This is a genomic window from Vibrio sp. La 4.2.2, assembly GCF_027586995.1.
Taxonomy (GTDB): domain Bacteria; phylum Pseudomonadota; class Gammaproteobacteria; order Enterobacterales; family Vibrionaceae; genus Vibrio; species Vibrio mediterranei.
In genome coordinates this window covers 193,639-208,703 of sequence record NZ_JAPPTJ010000007.1, presented here as the reverse complement: position 1 = coordinate 208,703, position 15,065 = coordinate 193,639, and the positions used below count along the sequence as shown (strand labels likewise).

The 15,065-nt window shown below is 43.3% G+C and carries 12 protein-coding genes; 5 read left to right on the top strand and 7 right to left on the bottom strand.

Translation table 11 applies throughout. From position 1 onward, the window contains the following. Positions 1 to 159 precede the first annotated feature (159 nt). The 3 genes from OH456_RS17640 (at position 160) to OH456_RS17630 (ending at position 5,458) form a co-directional block, all read left to right on the top strand. Positions 160 to 1,869 carry a type I secretion system permease/ATPase gene (locus OH456_RS17640; protein ID WP_270033972.1) on the top strand — a complete coding sequence of 570 codons (1,710 nt, stop codon included), beginning with the start codon at positions 160 to 162 and terminating at the stop codon, positions 1,867 to 1,869. After that, the gene (locus tag OH456_RS17635) at positions 1,866 to 3,170 is read left to right on the top strand and encodes an HlyD family type I secretion periplasmic adaptor subunit (RefSeq protein ID WP_006070790.1); all 1,305 of its coding nucleotides are present in this window, start codon (positions 1,866 to 1,868) and stop codon (positions 3,168 to 3,170) included. Before OH456_RS17640 ends, OH456_RS17635 begins: the two co-directional genes overlap by 4 nt. Before the next feature lie 74 nt (positions 3,171 to 3,244). Further along, a complete protein-coding gene (locus OH456_RS17630) occupies positions 3,245 to 5,458 on the top strand; it encodes a hypothetical protein (RefSeq protein ID WP_270033971.1) in 2,214 nt (737 codons plus the stop codon). 98 nt (positions 5,459 to 5,556) lie between these two features. Here OH456_RS17630 and OH456_RS17625 read toward each other — a convergent pair whose 3' ends face one another. The 3 genes from OH456_RS17625 to OH456_RS17615 form a co-directional block, all read right to left on the bottom strand. Next, the gene (locus OH456_RS17625) at positions 5,557 to 6,210 is read right to left on the bottom strand and encodes a SanA/YdcF family protein (RefSeq protein WP_231892978.1); all 654 of its coding nucleotides are present in this window, start codon (positions 6,208 to 6,210) and stop codon (positions 5,557 to 5,559) included. Positions 6,211 to 6,281: 71 nt separating this feature from the next. Then, entirely contained in the window at positions 6,282 to 6,605 is a 324-nt protein-coding gene (locus tag OH456_RS17620) for a DUF3392 domain-containing protein (RefSeq protein ID WP_006070787.1), read from the bottom strand. 99 nt (positions 6,606 to 6,704) lie between these two features. Next, on the bottom strand, positions 6,705 to 8,393 hold the full coding sequence (locus tag OH456_RS17615; protein ID WP_006070785.1) for an NAD-dependent malic enzyme: 1,689 nt from the start codon (positions 8,391 to 8,393) through the stop codon (positions 6,705 to 6,707). 192 nt (positions 8,394 to 8,585) lie between these two features. On the opposite strand from OH456_RS17615, the gene OH456_RS17610 reads away from it, so the two are divergent. Further along, positions 8,586 to 10,940 carry a DEAD/DEAH box helicase gene (locus tag OH456_RS17610; RefSeq protein ID WP_252038068.1) on the top strand — a complete coding sequence of 785 codons (2,355 nt, stop codon included), beginning with the start codon at positions 8,586 to 8,588 and terminating at the stop codon, positions 10,938 to 10,940. Positions 10,941 to 11,182: 242 nt separating this feature from the next. Then, entirely contained in the window at positions 11,183 to 11,569 is a 387-nt protein-coding gene (locus tag OH456_RS17605) for a hypothetical protein (protein WP_006070783.1), read from the top strand. Positions 11,570 to 11,640: 71 nt separating this feature from the next. Here the strand turns inward: OH456_RS17605 and OH456_RS17600 are convergent, their stop codons facing one another. The 4 genes from OH456_RS17600 to OH456_RS17585 form a co-directional block, all read right to left on the bottom strand. Then, entirely contained in the window at positions 11,641 to 12,747 is a 1,107-nt protein-coding gene (locus OH456_RS17600) for a phosphoribosylaminoimidazolesuccinocarboxamide synthase (protein ID WP_062459440.1), read from the bottom strand. Between the two features lie 246 nt (positions 12,748 to 12,993). Next, positions 12,994 to 13,404: a hypothetical protein gene (locus OH456_RS17595; protein WP_006070781.1), complete on the bottom strand. Its 411-nt coding sequence runs from the start codon at positions 13,402 to 13,404 to the stop codon at positions 12,994 to 12,996. Between the two features lie 283 nt (positions 13,405 to 13,687). Continuing rightward, positions 13,688 to 13,876, bottom strand: a complete 189-nt coding sequence (locus OH456_RS17590; RefSeq protein ID WP_006070780.1) for a hypothetical protein — start codon at positions 13,874 to 13,876, stop codon at positions 13,688 to 13,690. 139 nt (positions 13,877 to 14,015) lie between these two features. Then, a complete protein-coding gene (locus tag OH456_RS17585; RefSeq protein WP_270033970.1) occupies positions 14,016 to 15,050 on the bottom strand; it encodes a tetratricopeptide repeat protein in 1,035 nt (344 codons plus the stop codon). Between the last annotated feature and the right edge of the window lie 15 nt (positions 15,051 to 15,065).

Genomic DNA, 15,065 nt, shown 5'->3' with positions numbered 1-15,065 from the left:
AAAAAGTGGAACAAGTGTGGTTGGTTAGGGTTAGCCAAGCATTTTGTAAATAAAGTGTCAGAAATAGGTCTAATATCGAAGTCGGCAATATTTAAATAATTCCTTTGTCATTTTTATTTATTAAATCAATGACAGGATAAATAACCGTCTGAGGCTAACATGACGTCTACTTTAAGCAAGGATGCTGGTAGTTTTAATAATACGCAGTACTTTAAAATAAACAAGAAAGTTCTTATTTTTATTACCGTGGTTTCTATTGCGGTAAATGTGCTTTTTCTTGTGCTTCCTTTATTTTCGATGCAAGTTTTTGATCGTGTTCTTTCTTCCGAAAGTCGCGAAACGCTTGTAATGCTTGCAATAGTTGCATTGTTCCTCTTATCTATTCAAGCGCTACTCGATTGGGTTCGCGGGCAAGTAATGTTGCGTTATGGATATGGCGTTGAGCAACAGTCCTCAGACTTCGCTTTTAATGTTTCTATGCTCAAGTCACAACAAAGCAATGGAATATTCAGCCAATCTCTAACTGATTTATCTCGAGTTAAAGATACTCTCACTTCTCCTGGGATCTTTGCGTTATTTGATGCTCCATTTGCACCTGTTTTTTTAGCGGTCATGTATCTCATGCACCCGCTGCTTGGACACTTTGCGTTAGCAGGCGCAACGGTTCTCTTTGTTATATCGATCATAAGTATGATAGTGACGAAGCGCTTGCAGAATAATGCAAGCCAACATGCGAGTACGTTCAATACATTAACTAGTGATTGGCTTAAAAACGCTGAGATTGTTCAAGCATTAGGTATGAATGACAATTTGGTCGCGAAGTGGCGTAAGGAATCAATAAATCCGACAGTAGACAAAGCGAACGCAGACAGAATCTCTCGAGCGATTTTAGCACTTGCTAAGTATGCTCGGATGCTGTTGCAAATTGGAGTGCTATGCGTTTCGGTCATTCTGGTATTAGAGAACGAAGTTGGTGCTGGAGTATTGATTGCCGCATCGATGATTATGAGCCGAGTTTTAGCGCCAGTTGAGCAGGCGATCCATAACTGGCAAAGCTGGTTAGAAGGTTGGAAAGCACATCAAAGATTACGCAAGTCTTATCTCGAACAACCAAAAGAAGTCGTCGAACTACCAAAGATTAAAGGCGCTGTCGGATTCGACAAAGTTTTCTTAGGTCACCAAGGTAGTGAGAAGCCGTTGCTCGAAGATCTTACTTTTTCCATTCCTGCTGGTGCATCGGTAGCTATTGTTGGAGGTAGCGGTGTAGGCAAATCAACATTGGTCAAAGCTATTCTAGGCTTGGTTAAACCTGTAAGCGGTGAGGTGCGCATTGATGCCGCAACACTTAACCAGCGCCAAGTATCAGATCTAGGGAGGCAAGTTGGCTATGTTTCTCAAAATAGTCAGTTGCTATCGGGCACGATTGCGCAAAATATTTGCCGATTCGATGAGAATGTTGATGCGAAGGACATCGTCGATGCAGCCAAATTAGCTGGTGTTCACGAGATGATTCTGTCACTCCCAAATGGCTATCAAACACTGGTTGGTGCACTAGGAATCCGATTGTCTGGTGGACAACAGCAACGAATTGCCTTGGCTCGTGCGCTATATACAAAACCAGCCTTACTTATATTGGATGAGCCCGATTCTAATCTTGACCATCCAGGGCAGGCGGCACTGATTGATTTCATTGCTCATGCACATCACAAGCAAATTACCGTCATTGTCATTTCACACCGTATGTCGATTATTCAGCATACCAGCTTATGCATGGTGTTAGGTGAAGGACGCCTCCAGCAATACGGTAAAACGACCGAGATCTTAAATATTCCAGCATCGTCAGCAAACAGCATAGGGAGTGTGTCATGAAACTAAATCATTCAGAGACATCCCGTTCGTTCAATCTCTCTTTGACCAACTTCATTCTGTTTGGTTGGCTCGTATTGTTGGTTTGCTTTATTGGAATTGGCTATTGGAGTTATAGCGCACCATTAAGTTCAGCCTCGTTGGCACCAGGGAAATTGGTGACAGAGCTCGAGAATCAGAAAGTGCAGCATCATACGGGAGGGGTAGTCGAAACGCTTCTCGTCAAAGAAGGTCAGCGTGTCGAAAAAGGAGATTTGTTACTGGTGCTCTCGGATCCATTGCTTGTTAGCCAACTCGAACAACTGAATCAAAAACGTTTTATCGTCCAAGCTCGCTTAGCTCGAATTGACGCAGAGCTTTCAGGAGAGGCGCTTAATTGGGGGAATGAGGAGAACCTAACTCCGATTCAAAGTCAGATACGTCGTGATCAAGCATCACTGTTGAACCAGAATCGTCTGATTCATAAAGAACAAATGATGTCACTCCGCCAGCAAATGGCTCAATCAGAGAATGACAGAGACAGCTACAAGGCTTGGCTTTCAAGCGACGAACATTCTCTGACATTGCTCAACGAAGAAATCGAAGCGAACTCAGCTCTATTAGAAAAAGGGTATGTATCAAAAGTTGCCTTTCTTGAACTAAAGAGAGAGTACTCAAGCTTGGTGGCAAAAATAGCGGAGCACCGTACTCGAATCAAAAGAACCAATAACAAAGTTGCTGAGCTTGAATCTCAAATGGATGCACTAAAAATAGACTTTATGCGCACCGCTCAAGAGAAAAAGCAAGAGCTAGTTTCGGAAGAGCAAGCAATCTTAAAACAGCTAAAAGCGTCTAATACGCTAAACGACCGCATAGAAGTACGCGCTCCAGTTGGAGGCGATGTGATTAATCTCGTTATTCACACTCAAGGTGGTGTTGTTGCTCCAACAAGCACGATACTGGAGATCGTCCCTAACAACACCCGAGTAGTCGCAAGCGTTAACATTCAACCCAAGGATATCGAATCGGTGTATGAAGGTTTGTCGGCAAACATCCGCTTGACTTCATACAGCTTTCGACAAGTCCCAGCGGTAACAGGTGAGCTTATACACCTCTCCGCGGACAGCATCGTAGATGAGCGGCTAGGCGGTCATTTCTATCAAGGAAAGATAGCCCTCGATGCAACGGAGCTTCTGGATCTTGGCTTAGATCTGAAACCGGGTATGCCGGTAGAAGCACAAATAGTACTAGAGGAACGCACTGTTCTTGATTATCTACTTTCTCCGCTGATACAGAGTATGGAGAAGGGGATGAGAGAGATTTAATGAGTAAACCATCATAGATTACATGGATACCTCAAACAGAGATAAGTGCACATAACAACAAAGGAAGGCAAAAAATGGAATCAGACGGATATAACACTATCGTTCTCGATCAAAGGAACAACTTCAAGACAGGCGGTCTAGGAGACGATCATATCTTAGGTAAGCAAGGTAATGACACTGTCAATGGCCAACGAGGAAACGATATTCTTGAAGGAAATCGTGGCGATGACAAAGTGAACGGTGAAGGCGGTGATGATCTTATTTTTGGTGGTGTAGGTAACGATATCGTCTCTGGAGGGAGCGGTGCGGATGTATTTTCAATGAGGATACTTCGCGGTGGTGACAATGTTATTAAGGACTTTGAACTGGGTGAGGACTCTCTTCAATTGGTTTTCAATAGAAAACACTTTGTATTGGAAAATGACCTTGTAGAAGCAAAGCTTTCGTCAAGATTTGAAGGCGAAGAGTTAGACAATAAAGTTGCGGCTAGGGAAAACCGAATCGAAGACAAACTCGATAACCAGGTTTCTAAGGTGGCTGACAAGCTTGAGGATAAAATTGGTTTTGACTCAGAAAATGTGACTGATGCAGATAGCTTTGTTCAGGAGTCTATAGAAAATCACTTGACGATTACTTCAAATGGAGATGACTTAGTTCTGACATTTTTAGGTGATAGCAAATTAGGAACAACTATTACTCTGGAAGGCTTAGCCTCTGATCCTGCAATTCAACCGCTCTTGAGTATCCTAGATGGGAAGCCTGACAATGCGGCGATTGTGGCAAGGCTGACAGACCCAAACGGCACCTACGGAACAAGTATTGACGATGAAATTCAAGGTACTTCCGAAGGAGATCGTATTGATGCCCTTGCAGGCAACGATGTCATATATGGTGCAGCGGGTAATGACAAAATTGATGGCGGCGAGGGAATTGATACTATTGGCTTCAGTGGCTCAGTATTGGATTACAATTTCCAAACATATGGCTTTATCAAAGTCACTGATACAGTATCAAACAGAGACGGTGTTGATCACCTTTCTAACTTTGAGAAGCTTGCCTTTGATGAAGGTACGTTCACTTGGATGCGTGGTCACAACGCTGGTGACAACCTGACCGCGCATGATGGTGTTGATACTATAATGGTTGGCATGCATGGTCATGACACGCTAAATGGTGGCACTGGTAACGATGTTCTTCTTGGCGACAATGGTACGAATTTCCACTATCAGGGAGGAAATGACGTACTGAATGGCGGTGCTGGCAATGATATTTTAGTCGGAGGCGCAGGTAACGATACGCTCAATGGTGGAGAAGGGGAAGATACTGCTGCTTTCAGCGGTTCGGTAACTGAATACCACTTCATGAATCGATTGACTGTAGTCGATAAAGTCTCTGGTCGAGATGGTACGGATCAACTTAATGAGATTGAAAATGCGTCATTTTCCGACGGCACTTATGCCCTTAAAATTGGGCACAACGCTTATGATAATCTAGTGGCGCAAGATGGTGTTGATACTTTATTGGTTGGTGCCGATGGTGATGACAAACTTACCGGTGGAACTGGAAATGATGTCCTAATTGGTGATAACAGTATTGATGACACCTACAAAGCCGGTAATGATACTTTAGATGGTGGGGCTGGAAGCGACATCATTCTTGCTGGCGGTGGTGATGACTACATTCGAGCGGATGAATATGCTCCAGCTCATCTTGCTATTCATGCAGAAAGTGACGTAATTAATGGTGGTGATGGTGTCGATACGCTTTGGTACAACGATACTTTCAAGAATGCCGATTCGCTAAACGTAAAGGTTGTTGATGAAGATACCTTTAGCGTTGACACTATGTTGGCTGGCAGCGTGACGTCAACAGACACGGTTACTAGTGTAGAAGTACTATACGGCACTCGTGGAGATGATGTGATTGACTTTAGCGGGCTAGGGCATGGTATGACCTACAACGACAAGTCGAGTGGAGCGGGACAAGATGAGGTTACTGGTTCCGATTACAATGACATTATTAAAGTCATGAATGGTGATGACACGGTCTATGCAAGTAACGGTCAAGATTACGTTGACGGTGGACACGGTCAGGATAAGCTAGTGTTCGATGCAGCTACGGCGAATATTCATGTTGAAGCTAATGGCCCAGCTTATATGCAGGAATATAAGGTATATGATAGCTCTCTAGTTGTGAACAATGATGCGGATATCGATAACGATATATTTACTATCGTTAAAAATGTGGAACAAGTTCACGGTAACGATGGCTATATTGATATCCTATAAAGCCCTAGTTTAAAGATTGTCGCATGGGCCCTAGATGTTTTTCTTGGGCCCTTTTAATATAGAGAGACTTGAACGGTTAGCAGAAGTAACGTGTACTTTTACTGTGACTCATTAGCGGAATCTAGAGTATTGATCTCAGAAACAATCGGCTCCTTCGGCCCCAAAAACTTCGGCTGAGTATTCATAATATACAAATCCAAAAATGCCTTAGTTCTGGCAAATACTTCTCTTAATCTTACTGAAAATCCAGACTTGGATGTCGGTCCAGACACCGCTAAACATGTCGCATTAATATCGTATGATCGTGCGATAAACAGAGCTCGTTCACAGTGAAACTTCTGCGTGATGATTAAGAAGTCATCGGTATCAAAGATCTTTTTGGCACGAACAATCGAATCTAGCGTTCTAAATCCGGCGTAGTCCAAGTGGATGGCTGGCTCAGGAACTTCTGCTCTCAACAAGTCTCGTTTCATTGTCCATGGTTCATTATATGAACGGTGGGCGTTATCGCCACTGAGTAGGAAATGAGACACTTTACCTTCGTTGTAAAGGTCAATCGCCGCCTCAATGCGATGGGAGTAGTACTCGTTGAGAGTTCGACCTAGATACTTACTCGTGCCAAGAACGACTGCGACCTGAACATTATCAATATCGTCGATAGAGGTGAGAATCCGGTCTTCGGCTTGCCAACTCACCCAACGGTCAATGGACGCGATGAAGACGACGAACAAAACAAGTGTATAACAAGCGATACGAAGTGCTCTCTTTAAGAAAGAAAGCACGGTGCTGGATAACAACGTTTCCTTGTTAAATCTAAAGGTCACTAAATCTGACGATTCCTTTGAGCCCAAATACCTATACTCACAAAGCTTAGAACCACGATGGCGAACATCAAGCCTGGTTCTGTATTAACTAATACGTTCTTTAACAATGGGGTGGCTTTAATAATGATCAACCCATAGCCAAATGCATTGAGTAGTATAAAGCAGACCGTTCGAATTACGAAATTTGTATCTCGTAATGCGTTCCTTAAGAGGCGGTTGATATCCGCACCTAGTACGACAAGAGAACATGCGATTAGTGCCGTAGAAACTTCAAAAAGATAAGGAGCAATAAAGCGTCCTCCCGGAGCGAAAATATCGAGCATGTCAATGTCCTTGCTGCAGTATAACGATAGAAATGATCTGACTATTAAACAAAAAAAAGGCTCTTGTAAACAAGAGCCTAAATGTGATGTCGATTCAGATTAGAATGCTGAACGTTTGTATTTACGGTAAACCGGCTGCCAGAAGTTGTCGTCAATAGCTTCACGCAGAGTTTCATCTGAGCGTTCTTTCGCCACTCCTTGTTCAATGGCTTTTTTCGCCACGGCGTAAGCAATTTTCTTAGACACTAAATGAATCTCTTCAAGTGGCGGTAACAGTTGACCTGATCCTTTCTGTGCAAGAGGAGAACACTCTGCGAGCGCACGACTTGATTCCATCAACATTTCGTCTGTAACGCGTGATGCTTGCGCTGCAAGTACGCCTAGACCAATACCAGGGAAGATGTAGCTGTTGTTACATTGCGCGATAGGGTAGGTTTTACCTTCGACAACTACAGGGTCGAATGGGCTGCCTGTTGCAACCAGTGCCTGGCCATTTGTCCAACGTAAGATGTCATTTGGTGTTGCTTCAACACGGCTAGTTGGGTTCGATAGCGGGAATACGATTGGACGGTCGCAATGTTGATGCATCTCTTGGATGATCTCCTTGCTGAATAGACCAGGCGCACCTGACACACCAATAAGAACCGTAGGTTTACCATTACGAATAACATCATGTAATGAGAACCCTGAGTTCTCCGATGTCCATTCTTTGGTTTGTTCGTGTTTTTGTACCAGACGTTGTTGGAAGTCGAGTAGGTTAGGCATGCCTTCTTGTAGAAGTCCCCAACGGTCAACCATGAATACTTGAGAGCGCGCTTGCGCATCACTGATGCCTTCAGACACCATCTGCGCGATGATCGCTTCAGCAATACCACAACCTGCAGAACCTGCACCTAAGAAGGTAACTCGCTGTTCAGAAAGCTTGCTACCTGCTGCTTTACATGCTGCAAGTAGAGAGCCTACGGTCACTGCTGCGGTGCCTTGAATATCATCGTTGAAACAGCAAATACGATCCTTATAACGTTCAAGTAACGGCATTGCATTTTTCTGTGCAAAGTCTTCAAACTGAACGAGTGCATCTGGCCAGCGACGTTGAACCGCTTGAATAAAGTCTTCTACAAACGCTCGGTATTCATCACCAGTAATTCGCGGATGGCGCCAGCCCATGTACATTGGATCAGCAAGTCGTTGTGGGTTATTCGTACCAACATCAAGAACAATAGGCAATGTATAAGCTGGGCTGATACCACCACACGCTGTGTACAATGCCAGTTTACCGATAGGAATGCCCATACCACCAATCCCTTGGTCGCCCAGTCCTAGAATACGCTCACCATCGGTTACAACGATTACTTTTACGTTGTGGTTACGTGCATTGTTTAGCAAATCGTCAATACGATCACGATTTGGGTAAGAAATGAAAAGACCACGACCACGGCGATAGATGTTGGAGAAGTTCTCACACGCTGCGCCTACAGTCGGCGTGTAGATAATCGGCATCATTTCAGAGATATGATTTTGTACTAAGCGATAAAACAAAGTTTCGTTAGTATCTTGGATGTTACGCAGATAAATGTGTTTATCCATATCGCTTTCAAAGCTGGTGTATTGCTTGTAAGCGCGATCTACTTGTTCTTGAATTGTTTCTGTTGTTTCAGGTAGAAGTCCTTCAAGGTTAAAGGACATTCTTTCTTCAGCAGAAAATGCACTGCCTTTGTTCAAAAGTGGGGTACTGAGAAGTGCAGGGCCCGCGTACGGGATATAGAGCGGTCTTTTGTTGTTGTTCATTCGGTTACCTGTCTAGGAACAGTCATTTGGGATTGGGAACAATTTGCGGGTTAATTTAACACAATTACCCATTCTAAGCGATGACGAAATGTTAACTATTTGTATTCGGTTTGCGGTAAAAAGCGAAGTGAGTCGAATGTTAATCCTGCTATGGGTATACTCCTTCACAACGACCTTGAATAGCAAAGCAAAATGACAGTCTTACCAATTGATTCTATTGAACAAGAATTTAAACAAGCCCTGAAACAATCACACCTTATCGTTGAAGCTGAAACGGGTTCAGGAAAATCGACGAGATTGCCTCTTTGGTCGATGGAGCAAGGACGGGTGCTGGTGGTAGAGCCGAGACGAATTGCCTGTACGTCGCTGGCACACTTCGTGGCGCATGGACTTGGTGAAAAGGTTGGAGAAAGCGTTGGTTATGCAATCAAGCTTGAAAACTGTTATACCGAGGCGTCAAAAGTGGTGTTTGTCACGCCAGGTGTCGCCTTGAGGTGGTATGCCGAAGACCGCCTGAAGAGCTTTGATGTGGTTATTGTGGATGAATTTCATGAACGACGTTGGGACACCGACTTACTGGTTTCGATGTTAAAGCGCAATCAAACTCATAAAACAGTAATTACTTCGGCTACCATTGAAGGTCAAAAGCTAGCTGACTACTTTGATGCCGAGCGCTTGGTCGCACAAGGAAGAGTGTTTGATGTGGCAGTTCAGCACCATCGAAACGACAGTCGACAACTGCCTGATGCAAGGCATCTAGAAACACGTGTTAAAAGTGCGATTGAGCCATTGTTAGACGAGCTTGCAGCAGATATCTTGGTGTTTGTTCCCGGGCGAAAGGAAATTCAGCAGGTAGTATCCTCGCTAAAACCCCTTGCGGAGCAGTATGACCTTATTCTAGCGCCGCTGCATGCTTCTGTGACTGAGCAACAGCGTTCTGTTGCAATGTCAGTTCAAGATAAGCGCAAGGTCGTGATTGCAACAAATGTTGCGGAAACCTCTTTGACGATTCCTAATATCGCGGTTGTTGTGGATTCAGGATTAGAAAGAAGAAATGTACAGCGTAACGGACAAACCACGTTAATGCTGACTCATATTTCTAAGGCGAGTGCTGCTCAGCGTTCTGGCCGAGCAGGACGAGTAATGGCAGGAACATGTATCCGTCTTTATGGTGAGCATGCTGCTCTTGATCTGGTCACCCCACCAGAACTTCAACGTGAATCTATTGTCGAGCCTATGTTGGCTGCTGCGACATGTGGGTTAGCGCTTAACGATCTCGAATTCATTGATGCGATACCTGATAAATCACTTCAAGCCGCCAAAGAGCAGTTATTACAACTTGGTGCGATAGATGATATTGGCATTACTGAGCATGGAAAAAAGCTATACCCATTACCGATTGATACTATTTACGCTGATTTGGTCACTAAGATGCCTTCACGAGCGCTGAAGGAGGCTATGATTGACCTAACGGCTGCACTATGTGCGACAGGTAAACTGTTTCAAATCACCAGTAATGAAGAGCTATTGATCAAGCTGGACCTAGAAGAGCCGTTAGGTTGTGACGCAAGTATTCTTATTGGCCTAGTAAGAGGCAAGCAGTACACAGGCTTGACGGTCGACCAAGATTGTTTGCGTGAAGCACAAGGGTTATCGGAGCAGATGCGTAGTGTATTTGAATTGCCGAGTCTGGAAGTGGCTTCTAGATATCAACGTGATGAATTGATAAAGCAAATTATCCAAGCGAACAACGCCTTGCTGTATGTGAGAAGAGAGCGGCGACGTGACGCTTTTGGTAACGGTTTTGTCGAAGTGCTGTTAGGGAGACAGAATCGAATTAAACCGAAAACAGAAGCAGGGCTGGTATTAGCCACTCATAGCTTACCTGGCCGAGGCGTTAAACAGACGATGACACTGGCCACATTACTTTTACCTGTGGACATCACTCAGCTCAAAGAACTTAATGTTGGGGAATGGGTGAGCGGAGAAACTATCGAGACCGACGAGGGTCTTCAGCATTGTGAACATTTGATGTATGCAGGTCGCAAACTGGCGGAGCGCAGGATTGCGCCTAAAGGCAATGTCGCTTTGAAAGCCATCGCCCAATCGATCATTGAAGGAGTTATCTTTCCCACGTTGGCAGAACAGCTTACCGAACGTATGCTGCATTGGAAGCTGTATGTTGAACTGGGTCTATCTGACCAAACCGGTCCAGTAGACGAAGTATCATTGGAGTCTTGGATAGCTGAACAACTGTCAATGCTCGGTGTAAGTTCATTTGAAGATCTTGAGCTTATTGATGAGCGAGATTTTGTGTTTAACGGCGTTCCAGATTGGGAGTATTCAGATTTTGCAGCTAAGTACCCATTGGTCATTCAGTTAAGTGGTCTGCGTTTAACTGTCGAGTATTTTGGCAAAGGCAAGCTTATACACGTCCACTTCCATTCAGGCTCTCGAAAAGACGATCCTAAACGCAAAGAACTGCCTGCTTGGTCTGGATGGAAAGTAAAGTACAAGAAGGCGAGTCGAGTGTTAGATCTTCGTTGAGTTTGTGATGTTTTACTCAACAAAAGATGGATTGAATGCTGCTATTGATAGATGTGCCATACATAGTTAACCAAGTGGCATTGTGGTGATGTACTTTTGTTCACATTATGTTGCTATTTGGATTTTTATATCACCTTTTGAAGTCTAAGTAGGGTATAAAAGATGATTTTTATATATCCTATTGCTATATAAGAAAGTTTGAATAATAGTAGTTGCATAGCATTCTGTAATTGGGAGTGGTTATGTGTGACAAGAAAACATCGCCGGTAGAATTTGATTACACCAGTTTCCTCGGTGCATCTTGTAGTAAAAAATGGACGTTCCTTGAAGCGCTCACTTCTGTAGCGCCAGTGTTTGGCGAAGCGTGGAAAGAGAGTACAAAAAATCAGAATATTGATCCAGATAGCCGTCTTTGGGAGAAAGCGCTGAGTGCATTATCGAGTCGACGAAGTGATGAGTCGAATTTGGTCGCGCTGATGAAAATCGCTCGCAAAGAAAATATCGCTTGTCTTAAGGTTGTTATGCCTTACTCACTAGAATCTGAACAGATTCAGCTTATTCAAGATAAAGGTAACGTGAAAATTGTCGTGATACCTAACGAAGATATATTAATCGCTGAATTTCACTAGATCACGTTGTGCCATGTAACCAAAAAGGGAGCTTTAAGCTCCCTTTTTTGATGTGCGCAGCGACTAGGAACCTAGTCTGCGATGAGGTCGTAGTTGGTACGAAGTATGTCTATAATTTCTTGCTTTGGATTGCTGCTTAATTCAATCTTGCGACCAGTAATTTTCTCTGCGATACCAACATATGTTTTGGAAACATCCATAAGCGCAGATAGGGGAAGTTCGTTGTCGGCTGCAAGTGCTTCACGCTCTGGCATACGCTCTTTGTTTAAAAGGATATCAGGATCAGGGAAGTGGTTTAGCAGGAACTGGCGGAAGCCTTCTTTTGAGTTCTCAACGATATCGCCTACTTGATACGCTTTAGTATCCCAAATGCGGGAAGAGTCCGGTGTTCCAACCTCGTCCATATAGATGAGCTTTTCTTCGCCTTTTGAATCGGTAACGTAGCCGAATTCAAATTTGGTATCAACAAACGTTTGATCGATAGCTTCTAAAGCATCACTGATGACGGAGAAGCCTTCTTTAAGAAGTTTTTCGTAGCCATCGATGTCGGCTGCATTCGTAAAATTAAACGCTGCAAAGTTGTCGCTAATGTTGTCGCGTGTGATGTTTACATCATCTGCTTCAGGGACTCCAGGGATACCACGTAAGATACCTTTTGTTGAAGGAGTAATTAGGACGTCATCCAGTTTAGAGTCTTTCTTTAAGCCTTCAGGTAAAGTGATACCGCAGAATTCGCGCTCACCCTTCTCATAAGCACGCCACATAGAACCGGTAATGTATTGGCGACAGATAGCTTCGATCATTACAGGTTTTGCTTTTTGAACGATCCAGACAAATGGATGAGGAATATCTAGAATGTGGCTATCCGCTAAACCATTATCCTTAAACAATTGGAACCAGTGATTAGAAATCGCGTTGAGTGCGGCGCCTTTGCCAGGAACGCCCCTTAAGTTACCTTCACCTCGCCAGATACAATCAAAGGCAGAAATGCGATCACTGATAACCATAATGGCTAACGGTGCATCTTCTGCAACATCGTAGCCTTTGTCTTTGATTAGGCGGCGGCTATCCTCTTCGGTCAACCAATAAACCGAACGAACCTTGCCGCTATGAACAGGCTTATCAGTGCGGATTGGTAGATCATCGTTTACAGCTAGAACTTGATCAGCGAGACTCATGGAGACATTCCTATCTAATGTTGTGTCGTAAAAAGTGCGACGATTATGGGGAGTGGTAATACTCTTTGCTGCACGCATCATACCAGAACTATTCTATGCTGCCAGAAAAATAGCAAACGTTTGCGCAATTTTTATATAAGTTGCCTAAAGAGAGGATAAAAAAATACGGTAAGTACTATTGAACAAGTACTTACCGTCATAAAAAAGGGATTACATGATTAACTTAACGAGTGGTCGGAATTTGGATTAATGTAAATAACTGTCTTTACCAAGAAAGATGACTTCGCATTGATAGTCAGCGGCCAATTCTTGAAGTTGATTTTGTTCTGTTAGAGAGAACTCACCATTTGCGATAACAGCACACGCGTTACCTGAGCGAATGGCTTTTTTGACAACCTGATACTGCGATAAATGCAATGAAGCCTTCATCTGAACCATATGGTTACCTAGTTTATGAAAGTGCATGATTTGTCCAATTGAAGGGCGAGGACATTCTGCCGTCAACAAAATCCACTGTGGCTTAGAAGCCAGCTGCGAAACCTTTTCAAGTACATCATCCTGAATTCGACGAAGCTGTTGTGAAGTTCCTTGATCATCAAAAACTCGGTATTGGTTTGGGACATTGTATTGTGAGTGAATTGTATTGTTGAGCAACATAACCCTGTTCCTTTATACATGCTGTATGTGTATACAGTAGTTTTTGGGCGTAAAAAGATCAAGCACTTTTTGCATAAAAAAACGACAAAATAAACTAAGTTGTTGATATTTAATTATTAAAATTTCTATTGGAATGGGCGGCAATCTCATACTTTTCGTTTTACACAGGTATAAGCTAACAACTACTGTATAAGAATACTGTATAGAGCAATGGTTTTACTGGGTGACAATAGATAAGGATATTGAGAAACAAAAACGCCTCTCTAAGAGAGGCGCGGTTCCTTTAGGATTGAGCTGACGATCGGTTTCTAAATTCGATTTCTGCTTGATTGAACTGCTTAACGTCCATAATGGCGAAACTCAGACACTTTTCACATGAGTGGTGACATAGACCGTCTATATACTCATGCTTGGTCACAAAACTTGGCGTTTGGCACCAATCACAGAAACCTTCGATAGTGAATGTATGCATTTTTACTCCCCACCCTTATTTGTACGGGTGTTATTATCGGGACGTATTATGACATAAAATTGCATGCAATGTTAAATAAATGTTTCTTAATTTGTTTCAAATGTTTTTCAAGATTGCGATTTTCTGAGAAATTGGTATATCAATGGATCTTTTGAGTGGCTTTTAGATGCTCCACGATCGCTTTGAAAGCAAGGTTTAATTGCCTCATTTCATCATCACTACCTTGAGCATCAGGGTGATAAATACGACACAACTGCTTATAGCGTGCTTTTACTTGCTTTGGTGTTAAGTTGTTAATTTGTCCTTGAGTGAAGCCAAAACGAAGGTAAGCATCATTAAGTGCAGAAGTGGTTGAACTAGATGCTGTGGATGATGCTCTTTTCTGAAGATTTGCGGCGTTCTTAAGTTGTAATTTGAGCTTAGTGATCAGGTCTTGTTGTTGAGAGAGCCTTGTTTTCATCTCTTGAATTGATGAGCGGCGGTGTTGGCTTGCTGTATTGAATTTCTTGAAAAACATCAATGCAGCGAAGCAAGCGCTCAATAGAATTGAGATATAGATTAGGTGTAATGACCAGTTTATGCTTGGGGTAGTTGGTACTGAGTTAGATGTTGTTAGGCTCGTCTGTGTACTTGTGACAGATTGCTCTTGCTGCTTAAGCGCTGCAATTTGCTTTAACTGATGAGCATCGAATTGTTTTTTCAAAGCGAGCGCGTATTCGGCGTCAAACTCGGTTGATTGGGTTCTTGCGAGATCATACCAAAGCACGGCTTGATCTTCGTTGGCAATGTCGATATTAAAATCGCGGTAAAGCCGAGCGATTTTTCCATAAGTAGAATGGTCGCCTTCAGCGGCGAGCTTCGTATAGAGCAAAACGGCTTTTGCAGGATTGGATTTTATACCGCGTCCATATTCTAGTGCTTGTGCGTAATTATAGGTTGCCGCGCGATGTCCGTTTTCGCTCGCTTGTTGATACCAGTAAGCTGCTAAACTGAGATCTCTGCGAACACCTTCACCAGTCTCATATGCCAGTCCTAGACGGTACTGAGCTTCAGCATTGTTAAGTTGTGCCTGTTGTTCAAGCTGCGCAATGGAGGCGAGAGAGGAGAATGAAAGTAACAGAGCGATAAAAACAAACAGTAACTTGGAGCATGTCTTTGCCAAGTTGATCCTCATATTTATCGCTCTCCT

Excerpts from the sequence above, each read along its gene's own strand:
- OH456_RS17640 (WP_270033972.1), top strand. The coding sequence starts at position 160 with ATGACGTCTACTTTAAGCAAGGATGCTGGTAGTTTTAATAATACGCAG.
- OH456_RS17635 (WP_006070790.1), top strand. The coding sequence starts at position 1,866 with ATGAAACTAAATCATTCAGAGACATCCCGTTCGTTCAATCTCTCTTTG.
- OH456_RS17630 (WP_270033971.1), top strand. The coding sequence starts at position 3,245 with ATGGAATCAGACGGATATAACACTATCGTTCTCGATCAAAGGAACAAC.
- OH456_RS17620 (WP_006070787.1), bottom strand. The coding sequence starts at position 6,605 with ATGCTCGATATTTTCGCTCCGGGAGGACGCTTTATTGCTCCTTATCTT.
- OH456_RS17615 (WP_006070785.1), bottom strand. The coding sequence starts at position 8,393 with ATGAACAACAACAAAAGACCGCTCTATATCCCGTACGCGGGCCCTGCA.
- OH456_RS17610 (WP_252038068.1), top strand. The coding sequence starts at position 8,586 with ATGACAGTCTTACCAATTGATTCTATTGAACAAGAATTTAAACAAGCC.
- OH456_RS17605 (WP_006070783.1), top strand. The coding sequence starts at position 11,183 with ATGTGTGACAAGAAAACATCGCCGGTAGAATTTGATTACACCAGTTTC.
- OH456_RS17600 (WP_062459440.1), bottom strand. The coding sequence starts at position 12,747 with ATGAGTCTCGCTGATCAAGTTCTAGCTGTAAACGATGATCTACCAATC.
- OH456_RS17595 (WP_006070781.1), bottom strand. The coding sequence starts at position 13,404 with ATGTTGCTCAACAATACAATTCACTCACAATACAATGTCCCAAACCAA.
- OH456_RS17590 (WP_006070780.1), bottom strand. The coding sequence starts at position 13,876 with ATGCATACATTCACTATCGAAGGTTTCTGTGATTGGTGCCAAACGCCA.
- OH456_RS17585 (WP_270033970.1), bottom strand. The coding sequence starts at position 15,050 with ATGAGGATCAACTTGGCAAAGACATGCTCCAAGTTACTGTTTGTTTTT.